This is a genomic window from Prosthecobacter sp. (assembly GCF_046154365.1).
GTDB lineage: Bacteria > Verrucomicrobiota > Verrucomicrobiia > Verrucomicrobiales > Verrucomicrobiaceae > Prosthecobacter.
The window spans coordinates 1-21,629 of the sequence record NZ_JBJXFV010000063.1 but is presented as its reverse complement, the minus strand read 5'-3'; the positions used below and the strand labels follow the sequence as shown (position 1 = coordinate 21,629).

At 59.8% G+C, this 21,629-nt stretch carries 17 protein-coding genes; 9 read left to right on the top strand and 8 right to left on the bottom strand.

Annotated elements, in window-relative coordinates; genetic code table 11:
• Nucleotides 1–239 precede the first annotated feature (239 nt).
• Both acs and ACKVY0_RS07490 read right to left on the bottom strand, forming a co-directional pair.
• Complete coding sequence (acs, locus tag ACKVY0_RS07495; RefSeq protein WP_409214179.1) at nt 240–2,219, bottom strand: acetate--CoA ligase; 1,980 nt, start codon at nt 2,217–2,219, stop codon at nt 240–242.
• Between the two features lie 109 nt (nt 2,220–2,328).
• Nucleotides 2,329–4,638 (bottom strand): hypothetical protein, encoded by a 2,310-nt coding sequence (locus tag ACKVY0_RS07490; RefSeq protein WP_409214178.1) that lies wholly within the window; start codon nt 4,636–4,638, stop codon nt 2,329–2,331.
• Nucleotides 4,639–4,871: 233 nt separating this feature from the next.
• Between ACKVY0_RS07490 and ACKVY0_RS07485 the strand changes: the two genes are divergently transcribed.
• Genes ACKVY0_RS07485 through ACKVY0_RS07470 form a run of 4 tightly spaced genes read left to right on the top strand, consistent with a single transcriptional unit; the run spans nt 4,872 to nt 8,916 of the window.
• A complete protein-coding gene (locus ACKVY0_RS07485) occupies nt 4,872–5,822 on the top strand; it encodes a peptidylprolyl isomerase (RefSeq protein WP_409214177.1) in 951 nt (316 codons plus the stop codon).
• 23 nt (nt 5,823–5,845) lie between these two features.
• Entirely contained in the window at nt 5,846–6,217 is a 372-nt protein-coding gene (locus tag ACKVY0_RS07480) for a type II toxin-antitoxin system RelE family toxin (RefSeq protein ID WP_409214176.1), read from the top strand.
• 1 nt (nt 6,218) lies between these two features.
• Nucleotides 6,219–7,391, top strand: coding sequence for an aminotransferase class V-fold PLP-dependent enzyme (locus ACKVY0_RS07475; protein WP_409214175.1), 1,173 nt, complete (start codon nt 6,219–6,221; stop codon nt 7,389–7,391).
• A 43-nt stretch (nt 7,392–7,434) separates the two neighbouring features.
• Nucleotides 7,435–8,916: a hypothetical protein gene (locus ACKVY0_RS07470; RefSeq protein ID WP_409214174.1), complete on the top strand. Its 1,482-nt coding sequence runs from the start codon at nt 7,435–7,437 to the stop codon at nt 8,914–8,916.
• A gap of 24 nt (nt 8,917–8,940) precedes the next feature.
• Here the strand turns inward: ACKVY0_RS07470 and pheT are convergent, their stop codons facing one another.
• The 6 genes from pheT to rpmI form a co-directional block, all read right to left on the bottom strand.
• Nucleotides 8,941–11,340 carry a phenylalanine--tRNA ligase subunit beta gene (gene pheT / locus ACKVY0_RS07465; RefSeq protein WP_409214173.1) on the bottom strand — a complete coding sequence of 800 codons (2,400 nt, stop codon included), beginning with the start codon at nt 11,338–11,340 and terminating at the stop codon, nt 8,941–8,943.
• A 100-nt stretch (nt 11,341–11,440) separates the two neighbouring features.
• Nucleotides 11,441–12,466: a phenylalanine--tRNA ligase subunit alpha gene (pheS, locus tag ACKVY0_RS07460; RefSeq protein ID WP_409214172.1), complete on the bottom strand. Its 1,026-nt coding sequence runs from the start codon at nt 12,464–12,466 to the stop codon at nt 11,441–11,443.
• A gap of 57 nt (nt 12,467–12,523) precedes the next feature.
• Nucleotides 12,524–12,859 (bottom strand): DUF86 domain-containing protein, encoded by a 336-nt coding sequence (locus ACKVY0_RS07455; RefSeq protein WP_409214171.1) that lies wholly within the window; start codon nt 12,857–12,859, stop codon nt 12,524–12,526.
• A 16-nt stretch (nt 12,860–12,875) separates the two neighbouring features.
• Nucleotides 12,876–13,205, bottom strand: coding sequence for a nucleotidyltransferase family protein (locus tag ACKVY0_RS07450; protein ID WP_409214170.1), 330 nt, complete (start codon nt 13,203–13,205; stop codon nt 12,876–12,878).
• 135 nt (nt 13,206–13,340) lie between these two features.
• A complete protein-coding gene (gene rplT / locus ACKVY0_RS07445) occupies nt 13,341–13,730 on the bottom strand; it encodes a 50S ribosomal protein L20 (protein WP_409214169.1) in 390 nt (129 codons plus the stop codon).
• A gap of 124 nt (nt 13,731–13,854) precedes the next feature.
• Nucleotides 13,855–14,070 (bottom strand): 50S ribosomal protein L35, encoded by a 216-nt coding sequence (rpmI, locus tag ACKVY0_RS07440; protein ID WP_377164684.1) that lies wholly within the window; start codon nt 14,068–14,070, stop codon nt 13,855–13,857.
• Nucleotides 14,071–14,259: 189 nt separating this feature from the next.
• On the opposite strand from rpmI, the gene ACKVY0_RS07435 reads away from it, so the two are divergent.
• From ACKVY0_RS07435 to ACKVY0_RS07415, 5 genes are all read left to right on the top strand, one after another.
• Nucleotides 14,260–15,912, top strand: a complete 1,653-nt coding sequence (locus ACKVY0_RS07435) for an ATP-binding protein (RefSeq protein ID WP_409214168.1) — start codon at nt 14,260–14,262, stop codon at nt 15,910–15,912.
• A 42-nt stretch (nt 15,913–15,954) separates the two neighbouring features.
• On the top strand, nt 15,955–17,058 hold the full coding sequence (locus ACKVY0_RS07430) for a 6-bladed beta-propeller (protein WP_409214167.1): 1,104 nt from the start codon (nt 15,955–15,957) through the stop codon (nt 17,056–17,058).
• 207 nt (nt 17,059–17,265) lie between these two features.
• On the top strand, nt 17,266–17,844 hold the full coding sequence (locus ACKVY0_RS07425; protein WP_409214166.1) for a SixA phosphatase family protein: 579 nt from the start codon (nt 17,266–17,268) through the stop codon (nt 17,842–17,844).
• 141 nt (nt 17,845–17,985) lie between these two features.
• A complete protein-coding gene (gene hsdR / locus ACKVY0_RS07420) occupies nt 17,986–20,367 on the top strand; it encodes an EcoAI/FtnUII family type I restriction enzme subunit R (RefSeq protein ID WP_409214165.1) in 2,382 nt (793 codons plus the stop codon).
• 56 nt (nt 20,368–20,423) lie between these two features.
• Nucleotides 20,424–21,629 (top strand): N-6 DNA methylase (locus tag ACKVY0_RS07415; RefSeq protein ID WP_409214164.1); only part of this gene is annotated, 1,206 nt, incomplete at its 3' end.

Here is a 21,629-nt window from a genome sequence, read left to right as displayed (position 1 = left end):
TGACGCTGGCGCACGATATTCAGGTCCCTCTCCCCGCGAGAAACGTGTTACGCAAACAGGCGAGCTTCGGGGCTAGCGAAGCGCCGCGAAGCGAAAGGTTAGGTGAGGGGCCAGTTCGGCGTTCGTTTCAGGATTGCTTAACTGCATTGGGGCTACCCTGACTGCAAGGGGGCGCTGCCGCTGGATGCGCCCCGAAAATGATCGGTCGGATCGAACTGATCCGACCGATCTGCTTGATCTCAATCCTCCGCGCTCGCCATCAACTGGGCGATGACGTTGATGTCCTCCAGCGTGGTGGTGTCGCCTTTGATGATCTCACCAGCGGCGATCTGCTTGAGGAGACGGCGCATGATCTTGCCGGAGCGGGTCTTGGGCAAGACGGCGGCGAAGCGTACTTCATCCGGCGTGGCGACAGGGCCGATGACTTTGCGGACGTGCTTCTTCAATTCATCGCCGAGTTCGCGGCTGGTCTTGATGCCTTCCTTCACGGTGACGAAACAAACGACGCCCTGGCCTTTCAATTCATCCGGGCGGCCCACCACAGCGGCTTCGGCGACTGACGGATGCGAAACGAGGGCGCTTTCGACTTCGGCGGTGCCGAGGCGATGACCGGCAACGTTGAGCACGTCGTCGATGCGACCGATGATCCAGATGTAGCCGTCTTTGTCGCGGCGGGCGCCGTCTCCAGCGAAGTACCAGCCTTTGAAGTCGCTCCAGTAGGTTTCCTGGTAGCGTTTCTTGTCGCCCCAGATGCCGCGCAGCATGGACGGCCATGGCTTTTTGATGACGAGCTTGCCTTGCTCGTTGGTGCCCACTTCTTTGCCAAGATCATCGACGATGCCGACTTCGACGCCGAAGAAGGGCAGCGTGGCGGTGCCGGGCTTGGTGGGGATCGCACCAGGGATCGGCGTGATCATGTGGCCGCCGGTTTCAGTCTGCCACCAGGTGTCCACGATCGGGCACTTGCCGCCGCCGACTTTGTTGTGATACCACATCCAGGCTTCGGGATTGATCGGCTCACCGACGGTGCCCAGCAGGCGCAGGCTGCTCAAATCGTGCTTCTTGAGCCATTCGTCGCCCCACTTCATGAAGGCGCGGATGGCGGTCGGCGCGGTGTAGAAAACGGTGACGGCGTATTCTTCGATGATGCGCCAGAAGCGGTCGTTCTCGGGCCAGTTTGGAGCGCCTTCATACATGAGGCAGGTCGCGCCGAGGGCCAGCGGGCCATAGACGATGTAGCTGTGGCCGGTGACCCAGCCGATGTCGGCGGTACACCAGTACACATCGTCGTCACGCAGATCGAAGACGTATTTGCAGGTCATCTGCGCGTGCAGAAGGTAGCCAGCGGTGCTGTGGAGGATGCCCTTGGGTTTGCCGGTACTGCCGCTGGTGTAGAGAATGAACAGATCAGCCTCGGAATCGAGCGCCACCGGCTGGCAGTGCGCATCGACGTATTCAAGTTCGCGATTCCACCACACGTCGCGGCCTTCCTCGATGTGGACGTCCTGGCCGGTGCGCTTGTAAACGATGACGGTCTTCACGGGTGTGTCACCGCCCTTGAGGGCGTCATCGACGTTCTTCTTCAACGGCACCACAGCACCACGGCGGTAGCCACCGTCGGCAGTGATCACAATCGCAGCACCGCAGTCAAGCACGCGGTCCTTGATGGATTCCGCACTGAAGCCACCGAAGATGACGCTATGCACCGCACCGATGCGTGTGCATGCCAGCATGGCGATGGCCGCTTCGGGAATCATCGGCATGTAGATGATGACGCGGTCGCCTTTTTTAACCTTGTTGCGCTTCAGCACGTTGGCAAAGCGGCAGACCTCGCGGTGAAGCTGCTGGTAGGTGTACACGCGCTTCTCACCGGGTTCGCCTTCCCAGATGAGGGCGGCCTTGGTCTTGCGCGGGCCGTTGAGATGACGATCAAGGCAGTTCTCGCTGACGTTGAGCTTGCCGCCGGTGAACCACTTCGCGTTCGGGCATTTCCAGTCGAGCACTTTGGTGAAAGGCTTGGTCCAGAGCAGTTCTTTGGCTTCACGGCCAAAGAACTTGTCGGGATGCTTCAACGACTCGGCATGCATGGTCTTATACTGCGCCATGCTTTTGATGCGGGCCTGTTTGACGAACTCCGCGCCCGGTTTGAACACGCGGTTTTCGACGAGGAGACTCTGATTGGAGGACTTGGCGGGCTTGGAGGCGGCTTTCTTGCTCATGAGGTCAGTGATGGGAGAGCAGGCTAAACGCGGACACGCCGTGCTGGCAATCACGGAGTGTGATACTTTGCTAACTCTGCCACCGCACTGTCTTCAGAGGGCGCGAGGCTTAGAATGCCTCGTCCTTCTTCGGCGTGGCGTCCTTGGGCTTGTCTTCGAGCTTGGGGACGACCATTTCGGCCTTTTTCGGCTCCGCAGGCTTCGTGGGGACCTGGGCGATGGGTTTGGGCGGCGGTGGTGGTGCCTTGGGCTTCGGCGGCGGGAGCAGGATGGCCTCGATGGATTTGCGCTGGTCGGCGAGGTTGGCGTCGTCAATGAGCCTGCTCACCATCGCGCCGGGATCTTTGAGGCGGGAGGCGAGGTAATTGACCACGACGGCGGTGGCAAAGGGCGTGCCGGGGCTGGTGGTGTATTCGCTGCCGGCGTGGTTCCAGTAGGCGACGTGAGCCTTGTTGATATCGACGGGCTGGTTCGTGCGCCAGTCGCGCCACTGACGTCCGGGCATCTCGGACATGACGGTCCAGCGCTCCCGCATGCTGCTGGGGCGATACACGCGCCTGAAGCGCGCGCCCCAGGTGCCATCGGGATCGGCGGCGAGGATGAGCATGCGTGCGAAAAGATCCGCCGTGTTCTCCCCGCCTGCACTCAGCGGCGTTGGCATCATCAGCGAGCGGGAGGAAGCCAGCAGCAGGCCAAACAGCTCCGGGCTCGCAACATTGGGGTTGGGCTTCTGATTTTGCTTCTTCCAAAGCGTCAGCAGATGTTCGGCGAGCAGCATCACGCGGCCTTTCGCACCGGTTTCGTACTTCGGCATGAACTTGGCCATCTTGTCGATGCCGACCACGCGGCCAATGCTGTCGAGCGCGGCGACCCCCTGGACGGCGCTGAGCGGGGTGACGGGCGAGGGCAGCGGCATGAAGCTGTCCTCGACGACGGGAACGGAGAGGTATTTGTCGAAGGTGTCAAAGTCATGCACAGGCTGGTGGATGTTGCACTCGTGCCAGGCGGCACCATCACCGAGCAAGGTGGCGAGCGCATTGGCGGCACGGGCGAGCACGGCGATGGCGTTCTCCGGCGGCACGGTGGTGGCATTGAGCATGGATTTGGCTTCGCCCTGCGGTCTGGCCTTTTCGCCGATCTTGGTGACGGCGCTGTAGGCGACAGGGATCTCGGGACGGAGAGATTCTTTGGGCAGGCGCTTCGCCGCTGCGCACTCGGAGAGCGCGAACAGCGCCACCCAGGTGCTATCCATGTCAGCGGCACGTTGATTGTAGAAGAACTCCGTCGCGCCGCCAAACTGCACCTTTTCGGACGACAGGTCCTCCCACACGAGCGGCCACTCAGCGGTGGCAAAGCGCAGCGCGCTGCGGCTCCACGACTCCGCGTAGGTTTTGAGCCGGTTGCGGCCGCCCTCGGCGGCACTGAGCAGCACCTCATTCGCCTTGGTGGGACGCTCTTTAAGTTTTGCCTTGAGCTTTTCGACCTCCGCCTCACCGGCGAGGTAATCGCGAATAACGACGGCGAGAATGCGCGGGTGAATGCACATCGGTCCCCACAATCCACGCGCGGGTCCGTCGGCAATTTGGCCGTCGAGCAGGCGGGACGCGAGCTTGAGCGTCCATTCCTGCGCCACCTCGCCGGGCGTGCGCGCCAGCGCGATGGCGAGCTGGGCGACATTCCAGGTATGATCGGGAGCGCCGTAGGTGTCGAGGTAGTTGAGCAGGTTCTCCGACATCTTGTAGATGACGAGGTCATTCTCCGGCAGGCCCGCATTGCGCAACGCGGTGAGCGCCATCGCAGAATCGCCGATGAGATTGAACTGCCACGAGGTGTCGCCGACATGCTCGTAGATGGGCTGCTTGTCGATCATCTCCTCCGGGCCGTTCGGATCCCAGCGGATGATGATTTCCTTTTTCGTGTCGATCTGCCGCGTGGGCACCTTGCGCACCTGACGCAGCGGTGGCTCGCCGGGGGAGGAATTGGGAATCATCACCACGAGGTCGGTGTATTCATAAATGGGCCGGTCCACCTCGATGCGGCGGTATTTGCGCGGCACGTCCTTGTAGCCGGTGATGCGCACGCGCTGGATCGGCGGGATGATCCAGCCCTGCGGGTCGGCGGCGGAAAGTGCTTTTAATTTAGCCACACCCTGCGCCAGCGCGACGCTCGTGGCGTACTCCATGTCCGTGACTGCAACCTCCGGCGCGGGCACGAAGGGCTCGATCCTTGGCTCTTTTTTCGCGGGAGCCGGAACTGGAGTTGTGGCGGGCGCGGGTGCCGCAGCAGGTGCCGCAGCAGGTGCGGCGGGCGTCTGCGCGGATGAGGCGTGCGGCCACACGAGGGTGGCGAGCATTCCCATCAGCACGAGGCTGGTGCGGGGGGGGAGTGACGGCGATTTACACGGGCAGTATGCTTTCATGGGATCATCTCCAGTTGGGTTGGCAGCCTGCCGGAAGCAGGCGAATTTCAGATGATGGCAAAACGGGCGAAAAACGACAAGACCTATTTCAAGCCGCCCGACTGCTTCTCATCCATCACGACCAGCAAGCGGGCCAGGTGAACCCGCCTCGACGCGGGCGAACTTCGCCTTGCCACACCGCCCCCACGCCCTAGGATGGCGGTTCATTCGTCATGATTTCCCTGCGCACCTGCTTGCTTCTGCCCCTGGTCGCCGCCGCTTTTTCCAGCGCCACGGCCCAGTCTTCCTTCACCATCGTGGCCGTCGTCGATGGCAATCCCATCATGTCATCCGAGGTGCGGGACACGATCAAAGCGCAGGAACAGATCGTCCGTTACCAGTTCATGAACGATCCGGCCCGCCTGAACAAAGAACTGGCGGCCATCCGGGCCTCCGCCGTCGAAACGCTCATCGACCGTGAGATCCTCCTGGCCGAATTCAAGAAAATCGGCGGTGTCATCAAACCCATGTACGTCGATGACGACATCAACACCATCATCCGCGACAGCTTCAAGGGCAACCGTGACGCCTTTGTGGACGAACTGGGCAAGACCGGCATGTCGGTGAAGAAGTTCCGTGAGATGCGCGAGAAGATGGTCATCATGAACGTCATGCGTGCGCGCAACTCCGGCGAGCATCCGCCGGCGACGCCACGTGAGGTGCAGGATTTCTACGACAAGAACGTGGACAAGTGGCGTGAGGGCGACCAGATCAAAATCTCCACCATCACCATCCCCAAGTTCACCGGTGAGGTCGGCTCCACGCCGGAAAAGCAGCACAAGCTCGCCCAGGATCTGCGCAGCAAGATCGTCGGCGGCGGCGACTTCGCCGCCACGGCCAAGGCCTACTCCCAGGACAGCCACGCCGAGACCGGCGGCGCCTGGGACTGGATGGCAAAAACGGACCTCATGCCCGCCATCGCCAACGCCGCCATGGAGCTCAAGACCGGCGGCATCAGCCCGATCATCGACCAGGAGTCCAACTACATCATCGTTGCCTGTGATGCGAAAAAGCTCGGCACGGCACCGGATCTGGAAAAAATGCGCCCGGAGATCGAAAAGATGATCAATCAGGAAAAATCCAAGGCCAACATCGACAAGTGGATGGACAGCGTCCGCAAAAAGCATGTGATCAAAAGATTCTAAGCAACCTCGAACCCACCCGCACCGTGATCCAGATTGTTTTCAACGACATCAGCGCCGCCGAACTCTCCCATCTGCCCACGCAGGTGCAATTTCACCTACTGGAGGCCCTAAACATCCAGCCAGCCGACATCGACGACACCATTCTGGCCAAACGTTACGGCGTCCTGGAGCGCAGCAGCAAAAAATTCTACCGTTGCCGTGCGGGTGACCACCGCATTTACTTCAGCATCGTCGATGGCAACGTGCGTGTGCATCGTGTGCTGCACAAAAACACCCTCCAAGACTTCCTCTTCCGCAGCAACCTGCCCGGTGGTGGCGAAGACGAGGAGTTGAGCAAGTCCAAGAGCTTCTGGCACCTCATCGACGAAGGCGCGAAGACTTTGAAGGTCGCTTGATATGGCGCTCACGCTGGAAGCTCTGCTCACAGACGAATCCCTGCGTCAGCAGGAGTTTCCGGTGATCAAGAACGGCCTGTTCCTCGCCCATGCCGGCGTCACCATCCTGCCGCGCCGTGTCACACGCACGATGCAGGACTACCTCGAACAATGCTGCCTGAGCATGCAGGAGTATCCCGAGGCATGGCATGCGGTGAACGAAACGCGCGTCGTCGCGGCTGAATTGATCGGAGCCAAGGCCAGTGAAATCGCGCTCATCGGTCCCACCTCCGTCGGCCTCAGTTTGGTCGCCAACGGGCTTCCTTGGCAGGCAGGCGATGAAGTCGTCAGCTATCTCGATGATTATCCTGCCAATGTGTATCCGTGGAGCGATCTGGAACGCCATGGCGTCGTCTTGAAACGCCTCCAACCGGCCTCTCTCGGCGAAATCACGCCCGAACTCGTCGAAGCGGCGCTCACACCGAAAACCAAGCTCGTCGCGCTCGCCTCCTGCCACTTCCAAAGCGGCTACCGCATCGAAATCGACCGCATCGGCCGCCTGCTGCGCGAGCGCGGCGTGTTGTTCTGCCTTGATGCCATTCAAACCGTCGGTGCGTTCGAGACCCGCGTCGATCACGTCGATTTCCTCTCCGCCGACTCGCACAAATGGATGCTCGGCCCCATGAGCGCAGGCATCTTTTACGTGCGCGAGGAATTGCAGGACATACTCCGCCCCAGCCTGCTCGGCTCCTGGAACGTGCGCAGCCCGAACTTCATCGCTCAGGAGGAAATCGCCTTCGAACGCGGCGGACGTCGCTATGAACCCGGCGCCCTCAATATCTCCGGCATCCTCGGCATGAAGGCCGGCATCGACCTGATCCAGGAAATCGGCCTCCCAGCCATCAGCGCCCAGCTTCTGAAGCTCAAAGCCCGTCTCCATTCCGGTTTGGCACAGCAAGGCTTCACCTTCCTCGGCCCCGATCCGCAAAGCAACCAGGCCTCGGCCATCACGACCGTGCAGCATCCGCAGCGCTCACTCGAAGACATTGCCAAGCACCTCAACGAGCACGCCATCACTCCTTCCCTGCGCCACAACCGTGTCGGCCAGCCGCTCCTGCGCTTCAGCCCGCATTTCTACAACACGGAAGCGGAGATGGATCGCGTGGCGAAGGTGATTGGAGCAACTCCTGTCTGAATCAGCGCTGGATTCGCATGAAACTTCATGCTTTGTCGGCCGCATGTCGCAGCCCGAAGAAGCCAAGCAGCTCTCGCCAAACTCACACCACGAATCGGAAAGTCGGTTGTTAAAGATACTGAGCGTAGAAAACATCGACGGCAGTTCCTGCTATGAGAGGGAGAGTGTGTTGGAAGATCTAAAGCCTGAATGGGCGGACTCAATCTTGCTGCGCGACGCCGTCGTTAGTTTGTTGGAGGCGAGAAAAGGCGAAGGATTTATAGAAGAGAGTGAATACGTCAGAGTTCAGGGGGTCAAGAGCATGGGACGCGTTTGGCATGGAGACGAAACTGCCAAGGCATTCTTGTACAACGTTATCACTCGAACAAACGCGGCAGGTCATATTGAAGAGCCTGATGAACACGCGTGGGAGGCAGCATTCGAAGCTCTTGCCGAAGGCTGGAGTCAAGATGCTTCCGTGCGAGACTGGCTGTGCTCGTTTTTAACCGATCATCCCGCAGCCGCACTGCATGACAATGATCTTCGTCATGTCAGAACACAGGTGCCTTGGACACTGGGAAAAGGCTGGAAAAATGACAGCCTGGTTAAGGAGCGTTTGATTGCATCTGTGGAAAGCCCTTCCAACCTCAAACTGGACTTGGCGGCGGTTCTTAATGCTCTGGGTCAAGAGTGGAAGGCAGATGCTGATTTGAAGCCCGTTTTCGAGTCGGTCCTTAGATCTCGCAGCAGCGACGGCCACCCTGTTATGGAGGAAATTGAAGCGCGTGCGGCAGCAATTTATAGCCTTGCAACCGGTTGGCCCTCCGATCCTGAATTACAATCTGTTCTTATTGCTGTTATTCGTGGCAACGAACATATGACAGCTGATCCATCGGAGACCGTGCGAGCTCTTGCCACTGAAAAACTGGGCGCGGGTATGCCAGGAGACTCATTCGTTGGTGCCTTCCTGTTGGACATTATTACCTCAAAAACTGCAGACGGTGATTTTGTTGAGTCGGCGAAACATGTTCGCGCCGCAGCAGTCAAGTGCCTCGTAGGATGCTGGCAAAACAATAAGGAAATTAGAAAATATCTTTGGCAGTATCTGAACGCCCGTCGGAAAGACGGTTCTTTTGCTGAGACTTTCTGTTATGCCCGTAACTCTGTCGTCTTTGGTTTTCGAGCAAAGTGGAAACGAGATTCAGAACTTCGTGACACCCTGTGTTCACTTCTGGACGCCCGTGCCGAAGATAAAACGATTGCCGAACCCTGCTCCATTTTGCGCCGAACAGTGATCGAATTGTTGGCTGAGGGGTGGCCAGCTGACGCCAAAGCCCGAGACTCCATTCTGGGTTTCGTACGCGATCAATCAGGACGAGGCAGGGAAGCTGAGGATGAGGTGCTCGACGCTATCAAAGCCCTTGAATCGGGATGGCCAAGTGACCATGCGGCCAAACAAGGCTTGACATGGATCACCTCAAATTGGGGAGCACAGTCGTATGCAGCCCCAACAGCGCAGAAAGCGCTGGAGAGAGCATGGCCTTAGTAATGGGCAAAACGCTTTACCGCTTCACCGCACCTTGGCAGGCAGTGTCTTCTCCAACGCCGTGAGGATGGCGGTGTGGGCGGCATCGACTTCGGCGGTTTCGAGGGTTTTGTCAGAGGCGCGGTAGGTGAGGGTCCAGGCGATGGATTTGCGGTCGCTGGGGATCTTGGCGCCGGTGGGGTCGGTGAAGATGTCGAAGACTTCGGCTCCGATGAAGAGCGGGTGCTTCTGCGAGGCGAAGAAGGCGGCGACTTTGGCGTGGGGGAGGTCGGCGGGGACTTCCATGGCAACATCGCGGGTCATGCCGGGGAAGCGGGGGAGTTCCTCGAATTTCGTGGGGCCGGTGCTGCCTTGGCGCAGGGCGCTGAGGAGGAGTTCGGCGACATAGACAGGATGGCGGGCGTCGATGTCGCGGGTGCGGGATGGATGCAGTTGGGCGATCCAGCCGAGGACGCGATTACCGGTGCGGAGTTCGCTGGTGAGGAGGAAGTTGGCGGCGTTTTCCTTGGCGGGACGCACTTCGATGGGCGTGCGCGTGAGGTTTTGGATCTGACCGACGAGTTCGTGGATATCGGCGGCTTGGGGTTCGCGATCATGCCAGCTCGATGGCGATACGGGGCCGCTGAGGAGGATGGAGAGTCGTTCTTCTTCGCGGCTGGAGCCGTTGGGGAGCTTGAGGAAGACGCGGCCGAGTTCGAAGAAGCGCAGGCGATGCAATCCCTGGCGGATGTTGAGCGCGGCGGTGGCGATGAGGCCAGGGACGATGCTGGGGCGCAGCGTGGTGTGGTCTTCGCTGAGCGGGTTTTTCACGGCAACGGCCACACTGGCGGCATCGGCAGCGCCGAGGCTGTCTGCAAGCTGCGCGGTGGAGATGAGGCGCAGGGTTTGTGCTTCAAAGAAGCCGCGGCTGGCCAAGGACTGGCGCAGGGTCATGCCGAAGTCGTAGGTGCGGTCGGCGGCCTCGACGGGCGATGCGACGGCGACTTGGCGTGATGGAACGCGATCAAGGCCGATGACGCGGGCGAGTTCTTCGATGAGATCGACAGGGCGCTGGAGGTCGAGGCGATAGCTGGGGATGAGCCAGTGGCTTTCGTGCTTGTTGGCGGACTTTTTGGTGAGGCCGAGCTTTTCGAGGATGGCGTGGATTTCATCACCCGTGATGTCGGGCGTGCCGAGGAGCTTGCGTGCGCGATTTTCATCGAGCGTGACTTCGCCGACGAGCGCGGGGGCTTCGCCAGCGACGAGAACGACATCTTCGGCGGTGCCACCGGCGATGGAGAGGATGAGTTTGGTGGCGAACTCGGAACCGCCCTGCACGTGCTGCGGATCGATGCCGCGCTCGAAGCGGTAGCTGCTGTCGCTGCTGAGGCCGAGTCGGCGTGAAGTGCGGCGAATTCCGCTTGGCGTGAAGTAGGCGCTTTCGAGCAGCACATTGACCGTGGTGTCGGTGACGCCGGTTTCTTCACCGCCCATGACGCCTGCGATGGCGACGGGGCGATGGCTGTCGGCGATAACGAGGTCGTCGGTTTGCAGCGCGTAGGTTTGACCATCGAGCGCGAGGAATTTTTCGCCTTCAGCGGCCAAGCGCACGACGATGCTGCCGTTGAGCTTGTCGAGATCGAAGCTGTGCAGCGACTGGCCCATCTCCATCATGACGTAGTTCGTGATGTCCACGATGTTGTTGATGGGACGCAGGCCGATGCTTTCGAGACGACGGCGCAACCACTCGGGGCTGGGGCCGACTTTGACGCCTTTGATGATGCGGGCGGTGTAGAGCGGGCAGGCAGCCGGAGTTTCAAGTTTCAGGTTTGAAGTTCCAAGTTGGGCCTTGGTCGTTGTCTTGGTGTATTCGCGCTGGCCTTTGAGCGGGAGGCCGGTGAGGGCGGCGAGTTCGCGGGCGAGGCCGAGGTGGCTGAGGAGGTCGGGGCGGTTCGGCGTGATCTCGAGATCGAAAAGCACGTCGGCTGGATTGAGCTGATTGAAGGGCGTGCCGATGGGTGAATCGGCGGCCATGATGAGCAGGCCGCTGTGATCGTCGCCAAGACCGAGTTCTTTGCCGCTGCACATCATGCCCATGGAATCGACACCGCGCAGTTTGCCTTCTTTGATGGCGAATCCGCCGGGTAAAGTGGCTCCGGGCAGTGCGAGGGGCACTTTGTCGCCTGCTTTGAAGTTCTTGGCACCGCAGACGATCTGACGTGTGGTGCCGCTGCCGTCATCGACCTGGCAGACGCTGAGTTTGTCGGCGTTCGGGTGCTGTTCGAAGGACTGGATTTGCGCCACGACGACTTTGTCGGTGGTGACGCCGCGTTCTTCGATGCCTTCGACTTCGACACCGGCGAAGGTGAGGAGATCGGAGAGTTGAGCGGTGGTGTAGGAACTCAGGTCGAGATGAGTGCTGAGCCAGGAGAGGGAGGTTTGCATGATTAGATCAGAATTAAAGAACCACTGACTTGCACTGACTGACACTGATGACTGATCGGAATTAATTAGTGCCAGTCAGTGTCAGTTAGTGGTTCATCTTTCAGGCGGCGAACTGCTGGAGGAAGCGGACGTCGTTGTCGATGAGGTGACGGATGTCGGTGATGCCGTGCATGATCATGGCGAGGCGGTCGAGGCCGAGACCGAAGGCGAAGCCGGTGGTGGTGTCGGGATCGAAGAGCGTGTCGCCACGCGCTTTGTTGATGGCGGTGAAGACAGCGGGATCGACCATGCCGCAGCCGGCGATTTCGATCCAGCGGGCGTCTTTGCCCTTGGCTTCGAGTTTCACGTCGATCTCAAAGCTCGGCTCGGTGAACGGGAAGAAGTGCGGACGGAATCGCACGGCGGTGGTGGGGCCGAAAATCTCGCGGAAGAAGTATTCGAGCGTGCCTTTGAGGTCGCCGAGGCTGACGTCTTGATTGACGTAGAGGCCTTCAAGCTGGTTGAAGACGCTGAGATGCGTGGCGTCGATTTCATCGCGACGATACGCAGCGCCTGGGGCGATGATGCGGACGGGAAGCGACTTCGCGGCTTCCATGGTGCGGATCTGCACGCTGGAGGTGTGCGTGCGTAGCAGGCGGCCATCAGGAAGATAAAAAGTGTCCTTCTCGTTGCGGGCAGGATGGTCGGCGGGCGTGTTCAATGCATCGAAGCAATGCCACTCGGTTTCAATCTCAGGGCCTTCGGCAAGCGCGAAGCCCATGCGGCGCAGGGTACGGATGGCGAGATCACGAATCTGCGTGAGCGGATGCAATGCGCCGACGCCTGCGCCCGGACGACCTGGAAGCGTGATGTCGATGCCTTCAACGGCTTTGGCGTCCTGCGCGGCTTGCTGAGCGAGTTTCTTCGCCTCAATGCCATCCGTGACTGCGGTGCGGACATCGTTGAGCTTGGCACCGACTTCCTTCTTCTGATCGACTGGCACGTCCTTCATGCCTGCGCTGAGGGCGGTGACGCTACCTTTCTTGCCAAGGAAGTTCACGCGCACGGCTTCGAGCGCGGATTCATCCTGCGCGGCATCAATGGCGGCGAGGGCTGCGGTTTTGAGAGAGTCGAGTTGGGAGAGCATGGTAGGAAAGAAAAGTCGTGAGGGCCGGTGGGCTCGGCAATCGGATGAATCAACCGATCAGATTTCACAGGCACCTTCGACGCTGTCGAAGAAAGAGCGCAGCGTTGCAATCAAAACCTCCAAATCGTCGCCAGAGGCCGTGCGCCACACCTGATCAAGGTCCACATCGCCATAGTCGTGGGCGATGATATTGCGCATGCCGCGCATCTGACGAAATGGCAGGCCAGAAAAGAGCGCCTGTGTTTCTGGCGCGAGTCTGCTGGATGCCTCGCCGATGATTTCAAAGCGACGAAGCACCGCGTCCTGCTTCTCAGTGTTCTGCATGAAGGCAGCCTGCGACACACCAATGAGATAGGTCTTGATGACTGATGCGGAGTCGAGGATGTCCCTCAACAAACCGTGTTGTTTCTCACTGAGCATACACGGTCACGGGCGCGGCAAGAATGGAACGGCGGCGGTAGGGATTGCGGCTGCGCTCCACTGCGGAACGGCTGAGCAGGTCCACCGGATGCCCCAACTGCTGTTCAAGATCCTCCTTCAATCCGCCCATTTCAAACAGTCCCGCATTGGCCTGCGGCAGGAACTCGACGAGAAAATCAAAGTCACTGTCGTCGCGTGCTTGTCCGGTGGCACGAGATCCGAAGAGTTGCATTCTGGCGACCGCGTGGCGCTGGCAAACAGGACCAATTGCCGCGGTGAGACGCTGCAAATCGAGCTGTTCTGGAGGCGACGAAATCATGGTAAAAGGGTAAAGGATCGGCCCAGACTGCGCAACTCATCAAAAGGGTCAGAGAAGTGTCGATCAAACAAAAGAAAACAGCCGGGACGTTATCGCGTCCCGGCTGCGGTGAAAGGGTTGATTTAACCTGCTGCGTTACACTGCTGCTTTGGGTGCTTCGGCGGCTTTCTTTTCCAGCGCGGCCTTGGCCTGCTGAACGAGGGCCTCGATGGCGGCGATGTCTTTGACAGCGAGGTCAGCGAGGACTTTGCGGTCGAGATCGATGCCAGCGTACTTGAGGCCTTCCGTAAATCGGGAGTAGCTCAAGCCCAGTGGGCGGACTGCGGCGTTGATGCGCTGGATCCACAGATTGCGGAAGTTGCGCTTCTTGGTGTGGCGGTCGCGGGTGGCGTAGGTTTCGGCTTTTCGGACGGCGTCCTTCGCATAACGGAAATGCGTGGAACGGAAGCCGCGGTAACCTTTGGCTTTTGCCAGCACGCGCTTGCGGCGCTTCCTGCTGGCGGGGGAGTTGGTGGCTCTAGGCATGTGTCTTTATCTTTGATCAGGCTGTTGTTGGGGTAGCGATGGTCTGCCTCACCTGTTCGAAGATCCCACAGAGCGGGATCAGGCAGATTCATCGTGGTCCTGATTGCAGGACCGTGTGGTCGTCTTAGCGATGGGAGAACGGCATGTTCGCCTTGATAGCTTTGACATCCACTTCCGCCACGAGGGCGACTTTACCGAGGTTGCGCTTCCGCTTGCGGCTCTTGTTCTGCAGGATATGGCGCTTGCCTTGTTTACGGCGCAGCACCTTACCCGTGGCAGTTATTTTGAACCGCTTGGCGTAAGCTTTCCTCGTCTTGGCGATACCGGCATTTTTGGACATAGGGGCGGCGATGGTAAAGGAGATGTCTCGTTCGGCAAGGTGTTTTTCACACTGCCGCAAAGACAATTGCAGCCTCTCCATACGCTTGGTCGCAAATATGGGAGTCAGAAAAACTCAAAATATCAAAAATTAAAGTTGTCTTAATTATCTCGAATTGCTAAATGGATCGGCAGCACGCGGAAAATATCCATGACTTCCTCTACCACATCCTCCGCAACTCCAGCCGCTCTCGCTGAGCTGGAGCAGGGTCTGGAGCATCTTAAAGTGGCCAACTACTACCTCCGTGTGGCGCTCGATCAGGTCGCCGATGGCGTGGTGATCGTCGAAAGCGAGGCCAGCGATCCCAAATGCGGCCCCAAGGTGCTCTTCAGCAATGCTGCGGCGGCCATGCTGGCGGGGGCTGATCCTGAAACGGGACTTCGTGGCCTGGGCCTGAATGATCTCGTCGCTGGCGACAAGGATGCCACGACGCTGCTGCAAAGTCTGCGCCTTGCCGTGGACAACGGCGGCTGCCATGAGTGCGCGTGCCAGTTGCAAAGCCTGCGCACCCAAACGCCGGTGTCCTGCACTTGGCGTGTACGTGCCGTCTTCAACAGCATGCGCAAGCTGCTGAACTTCACGATCCTCATCAGCCCGGCGCAAACCACCACGCCTGCCAAAGCCGAAACACGTCCTGCGGATGATCTCGACGCGCAATCGCTGCAGTTGCGCAAAGAAAACCTCGCCGCACTCGCGCAAGGGATCGCGCATGACGTGAACAATCTCCTCGGCCCCGCCACGGTGCGCCTGTCCGCCTTGATCCAGCACGTGCAGGAGCATCCGGCGTTGGCGCAGGAGTTGCAGCTTGTGTTTGCCGGATTGAAACGTGCGAAACAGTTCACCTCGCAGGTCGTCACGGCCTCGAAGGCCACACCACGCAAACATGAAGCCACCGACATCGCCGCGCTGATGCGTGACACCGTGGAATTCGCCGGCGCTGGCTCGAACGTGCATGTCTGCGTGCGCAGCGATGACAACCTGCACCATGGCATCGCCGATCCCGTCAAGCTCAGCCAAGTGCTGCAAAATCTCGTCATGAACGGCATCCAGGCCATGCCGCATGGCGGTTACATGGATGTGGAGGCGCACAACCACGTCGTTCCAGCACCAGGTGATGGAGTGCTCAAACCGGGATCGCATGTGCGCATCATCGTGCGTGATCGCGGCTGCGGCATCGCGCCGGAAAATCTCGACCGCCTGTTCCGCGAATCCTTCACCACGAAGCCCGACGGCAACGGCATCGGTCTCACCACCTGCAAACGTTTCATCGACGAGATGGGCGGCGACATCCGCGTCAGCTCCATGCCGAATGTCGGCACCGAGTTCAGCGTGTATCTGCCCGCCTCCGGGGCCACGGGCACCACGAAACCGCTCATCCCCGCAGACTCCGCCCCGGTGCCGCTCAAGCATGGCAAGGGCAAGGTGCTCATCGTCGATGACGAGGACGACCTGCGCAAAGTCGCGCACATGATACTCACACGCTGCGGCTATGAAGTCGTGCAGTGCGACAACGGCCAGGATGCCGTGAAAATTTATCAGAGCCTCTTCCGCACCGGTACACCACCTGATGTGGTGCTCATGGACCTCACCTTGCGCGGCGGCATGAACGGCACCGAGACCGCCGCTGAAATCCTTCTCCTCGACCCCGAGGCCCGCATCGTCTGCACCAGCGGCAGCGTCACGCAGGAGGTGCAGATGATCTTCCTCGAACGCGGCTTCGTCGGCGTGCTGCCCAAGCCCTACGAAGCAGGCGAACTCACGCAGGTCGTGCATCGCGTCGCCACCATGATGAAGCGGAATTGAGCATGCGCGAGTCCGTGACTGTGTCGATAATTCCCGACTCACATGAAAACACGCCGCCACTTCCTCTCCGGTCTCGCCACCGCAGCCGCTGCCTCGTTCACCGAGACGCTGCGAGCCGCACCTGATCCGAAAAAGGACATCGTCATCGGCCACGGCACGCATCGTTATAAGGTGAACAAAGACTGGGTACCCGCCGGTCAGGGCCGCCATCATCCCATCCTCAACTGTCATGAGATGGTGCAGGTCAAAGACGGCCGCCTGTTCATGATCGGCGATCACTGGGACAACCAGATGCTCGTCTTCAAGCCCGACGGCACCATCCTCGACTCCTGGGGCAGCGTGTGGCCCGGCGGGCATGGTTTGACACTCTCGAATGAAAACGGTGCGGAGTTCCTCTTCGTCACCGACAGCGGCCTGTGGAAGAGCGGCAGCGGCGGTTATCGTCAAACCGGCCGTATCACCAAGATCGACCTCAGCGGCAAAGAAATCTTCTCCATCAGCCATCCCATGAGCGTTGGCGCGTATGAGCCTGACATGGTCTTCAATCCCACCGAGACCGCCATCGCACCCAATGGCGACATCTACGTCGTCGATGGCTACGGCTCGCAGTTTGTGCTGCGCTACGATGCCAAAGGCAAATTCATCCAGCGTTTCGGCGGCAACAAGGACGTTCCCGCCGACGAGCGCCTCAACAACGCCCACGGCATCGCCATCGACACACGCCAGGGTGCCGACAAAGCCACCGTCATCGTCACCTCACGCGTCGATAACTGCTTCCGCCGCTTCACGCTCGACGGCAAATACGTCGAAACCCTCGCCGTGCCCGGAGCCATGGTCTGCCGCCCCGTCATCGCCGGTCAGGAACTCTACGCCGGCGTCTGCTGGTCCAAGACACCCGAGATCAACAAGCTCCCGCAGAACCCCAGCGGCTTCACCGTCATCCTCGATGCCGCGGGCAAAGTAGTGAGCGCCCCCGGTGGCACCGAGCCAGTCTATGAAGACGGCAAACTCAAACCGCTAATGCAGGCCGAGCGCATTTTCGATCACGGGCACGATGTGTGCGTCCTCGACACCGGCGATCTCATCGTCTGCCAGTGGAACGCCTTCCAGACCTACCCGATCAAGCTGGAGAAAGTGACCGTGTGAACCGCTGCGACGCTCCTCGTGGTGGCGGCGCTGACAAATGACGAATGAGTAAATCCGAATGACGAACGAATTTCCAATGTCGAATGCCCAAATACCGCGTCCACCCTGCTTCAACCAGTTTCGTTCATTCGGGCTTCGTCATTCCTTCGTCATTCAGAAATTCGTCATTCGTCATTCTCCCTCCGCCTCGCCCATCGCTCTTAAACCATGAAGTATCTCACCATCGTGCGTCACGCGAAATCCAGCTGGGGCCAGCCCGGACTCGCGGATCATGATCGTCCGCTCAATGAACGCGGCCAGTGTGCCGCACCCGCCGTCGCGGCGTTTCTGCATCGCACCTACTTCGGCGGCAGCGGCTCCCCTGCCCTGCTTCCACTGCCGGATCGCCTCGTCACCAGCACCGCGTTGCGCGCCTTGAGCACCGCGCAGATCATGCGCGAGACCTTCGCCCTGCCAGTTGATAAACTGCTGCTCGAATCGCGGCTCTACCTCGCCGAATCCGACCGCATCCTCGAAGTCATGCGCGGTTTCGAGGAAAGCTGGCATCACGTCATGCTCTTCGGCCACAATCCCGGCCTGCACGACTTCGCCGAGCACATCCTCGCCCGTGCCAACATTCCCAAAGTGCCCACCTGCACCGCCGTCATCATGGCCTTCCCCCACGAGTTCTGGGGCCTCGCCGACTGGAACGAAGCCCAGCTCATCGGCTACATCACCCCCAAGTCCCTCGAACGCCGCTTCCCCGAGTTGTATGCCGGCATTTCGCGTGAGGATGGGGATGATTGAAGCTTCTCCATGGAGCAGCGGCGACTCCTAGGCACGCCACATGTTGAAAGCATGGCTGTTTTGAACTGCTCATGGCTTGCCTCAGCACTCATCCCCGGCTTTGATGCTTATATCGCAAGGAAATCCCGACAGGCCTCCCTGATGAACAAGAAAGCCCTCACTGAGACTGACATCCGCACGAAGTTCATCACGCCGGCCATTGTCGGCATGGATGGCACGAAGTGGGATGTCATGACGCAGGTGCGTGAGGAAGTTTATTTCACCAAGGGGCGCGTGATCGTGCGCGGCAAGACGGTGAAGCGGGGTGAGGCCAAAAAGGCGGACTACCTGCTCGACTACAAGCCGAACCTCCCGCTCGCTGTGGTGGAAGCCAAGGACAACAACCACTCCGTCGGGGCGGGCATGCCGCAGTCGCTCGAATACGCCGAGATTCTCGACATCCCATTCGCCTACAGCTCGAATGGCGATGCCTTCCTGGAGCATGACCGCACGGCGACCAGCGGCACCGTCACTCGCGAGATCCCGCTCGATCAGTTTCCCACGCCGGAAGAGTTATGGGCGCGTTACTGCAAGGCCAAGGGCATCAAGGCAGAGCAGTTCAGCATCATCGTCCAGGACTACTACGACGACGGCTCCGGCAAGGCACCGCGTTACTATCAAATCATCGCCATCAATCGAACCGTGGATGCCATCGCGCGTGGTGAGAACCGTATCCTGCTGGTGATGGCCACCGGCACCGGCAAGACCTATACCGCTTTTCAGATCATCTGGCGGCTGTGGAAGTCGGGCGCAAAGAAGCGCATCCTCTTTCTCGTGGATCGCAACATCCTCGCCGACCAGACGAAGACGAACGACTTCAAGCCCTTCGGCACCGCGATGACGAAGATCACGAACCGCACGGTGGACAAGTCCTTCGAGATTTATCTCTGCCTCTATCAAGCCGTCACGGGCACCGAGGAGGATGACAACATCTACAAGCAGTTCTCCAAGGACTTCTTCGACCTCATCATCGTCGATGAGTGTCATCGCGGCAGCGCGGCGGATGATGCGCGCTGGCGGCAGGTGCTGGAATACTTTTCCTCCGCCACACAGATCGGCCTCACCGCCACGCCGAAGGAAACCAAGGAGGTTTCCAACATCGAATACTTTGGTGAGCCTGTTTACACCTACTCGCTCAAACAGGGCATCAGCGATGGCTTCCTCGCTCCCTACAAGGTCGTGCGCATTGGCATCGACAAAGACCTCGATGGCTGGCGTCCTGAAGACGGGCAGACCGACAAATATGGTCAGATCATCGAGGATCGTGAATACAACGACCGCGATTTCGACCGGAACCTCATTCTTGAAAAACGCACCACCCTCGTTGCCACCAAGGTGACGGAATTCCTCAAGGCCACCAACCGTTTCGCCAAAACCATCATTTTTTGCGAGAATATCGACCACGCCGAGCGCATGCGGCAGGCCATGGTGAATGCAAATCCCGACCTCGCCGCCGCGAACAACAAGTACGTCATGCGCATCACCGGTGATAATGACGAGGGCAAGGCCCAGCTCGACAACTTCATCGACCCCGAGTCCACCTACCCCGTCATTGCCTGCACCTCGCAGCTCATGTCCACCGGCGTGGATGCGCAGACCTGCCACCTCATCGTGCTGGACAAGCGCATCGGCTCCATGACCGAGTTCAAGCAGATCATCGGGCGCGGCACGCGCATCAACGAAGACTACAACAAGCTCTACTTCACCATCATGGACTTCAAACGCGCCACCGCGCTGTTTGCGGACCCTGACTTCGATGGTGATCCCGTGCAGATTTATGAACCCAAGGAGGGTGAAACGGTCGTGCCGCCAGATGAGCCGCCCGTCGATGGTGGCAGCATCGTGCGCGAAGACCCGCCGCCCTATGGCGATGATCAACCCGGTCCATTCGGTGATGATGAACCCGGCGGCGCTACGCCCACCAAATACTACGTCGATAATGTCGAGGTCCGCGTCGCCACCGAGCGTGTGCAGTATCTTGATGAGAACGGCAAGCTCATCACCGAGTCGCTCAAAGACTACTCGCGCAAGACCGTGCGCAAGGAGTTCGCCACATTGGATGCCTTCCTCACTGTCTGGCATGATGCGGAGAAGAAGCAGGCCATTCTGGAGGAACTCGCCACCAAGGGTGTCTTCCTTGATGAACTCGCCGAGCAAGTCGGTCGTGATTACGACGCCTTCGACCTTGTCTGCCATGTCGCCTTCGATGCGCCGCCACTCACGCGCAAGGAACGCGCCGACAAGGTGAAGAAGCGTAACGTCTTCGGCAAATACGGCGACCAAGCCCGTGCTGTGCTCGATGCGCTGCTCCAGAAATATGCCGACAGCGGCATCACCAGCGTGGAGTCGCTGGAAATTCTCAAAGTCGATCCCTTCACCCAGCACGGCACGCCTATCGAGATCGTGCAGCTCTTCGGTGGAAAGCCCGGCTACCTCAAAGCCATTCGGGAATTGGAAACTGCGCTCTATCAGAAGGCTGCCTGACCAGCCGTCCCCTCTCCACTTCTCCAAGTCTCCATCTATCCACGTCTTCCCCATCCATGCCCAACGTCTCCAACATCGTCAAAACCATCCAGGACATCATGCGCAAGGACGCCGGCACCTACGGCGATGCGCAACGGTTGGAGCAGCTCGGTTGGATGTTTTTCCTGAAGATCTTCGACGACCGCGAAAAGGAGATGGAACTCCTCCGCGACAACTACAAGTCCCCGCTGCCAAAACACCTGCGCTGGTCCGCCTGGGCCACCGACGATGAAGGCATCACCGGCGACGCCCTGCTCGACTTCGTCAACAACACGCTCCTGCCCAAGCTGAAAGCCCTCACCGGTGGTGGCGGCAAGATCACCACGCTCATCCGCGCCGCTTTCGAGGATGCGAACAACTACATGAAGAACGGCACCTTGATGCGCCAGGTCATCAACAAGATCAATGGCATCGACTTCAACGCCTCCGACGACCGCCACATGTTCGGCGACATCTATGAGAAGCTGCTCAAAGACCTCCAGTCCGCGGGCAATGCCGGTGAGTTCTACACCCCGCGTGCCGCCACCGACTTCATCATCGACCGCCTCAACCCGCGCCTTGGCGAGAGCTTTCTCGACCCCGCCACTGGCACCGGCGGCTTCATCACTTCTCTCATCGGCCATCTGCGCCAGCAGGCCAAAACAGAGGCCGACGAGCGCACCATCCAGAACTGCTTCGCTGGCATCGAGAAGAAGCACCTCCCGCACATTCTCTGCCTCACCAATCTCCTCCTGCACGGCATCGACATCCCGTCGAGCATCCGCCATGACAACACCCTCGCCCGTCCGTTGCGCGACTGGGGGCCAAAGGAGCGCGTCGATGTCATCGGCACCAATCCGCCCTTCGGCGGCATGGAGGAGGACGGCATCGAGTCCAACTACCCCGCCGAGTTCCGCACGCGCGAGACCGCCGACCTCTTCCTCGTGCTCCTCATGAAGATCCTCAAGCCCGGCGGCCGCGCCGGACTTGTGCTGCCCGACGGCACCCTCTTCGGCGAAGGCGTCAAAACCCGCATCAAGGAAGCCCTCCTCACCGAGTGCAACCTCCACACCATCGTCCGCCTGCCGAATGGCGTCTTCAATCCCTACACCAGCATCCGCACCAACCTCCTCTTCTTCACCAAGGGCCAGCCCACCCAGCACGTCTGGTATTACGAGCACCCCTATCCGCCCGGCGCCAAGAGCTACAACAAAGGCAAACCCATCCGCATCGAAGAGTTCGAG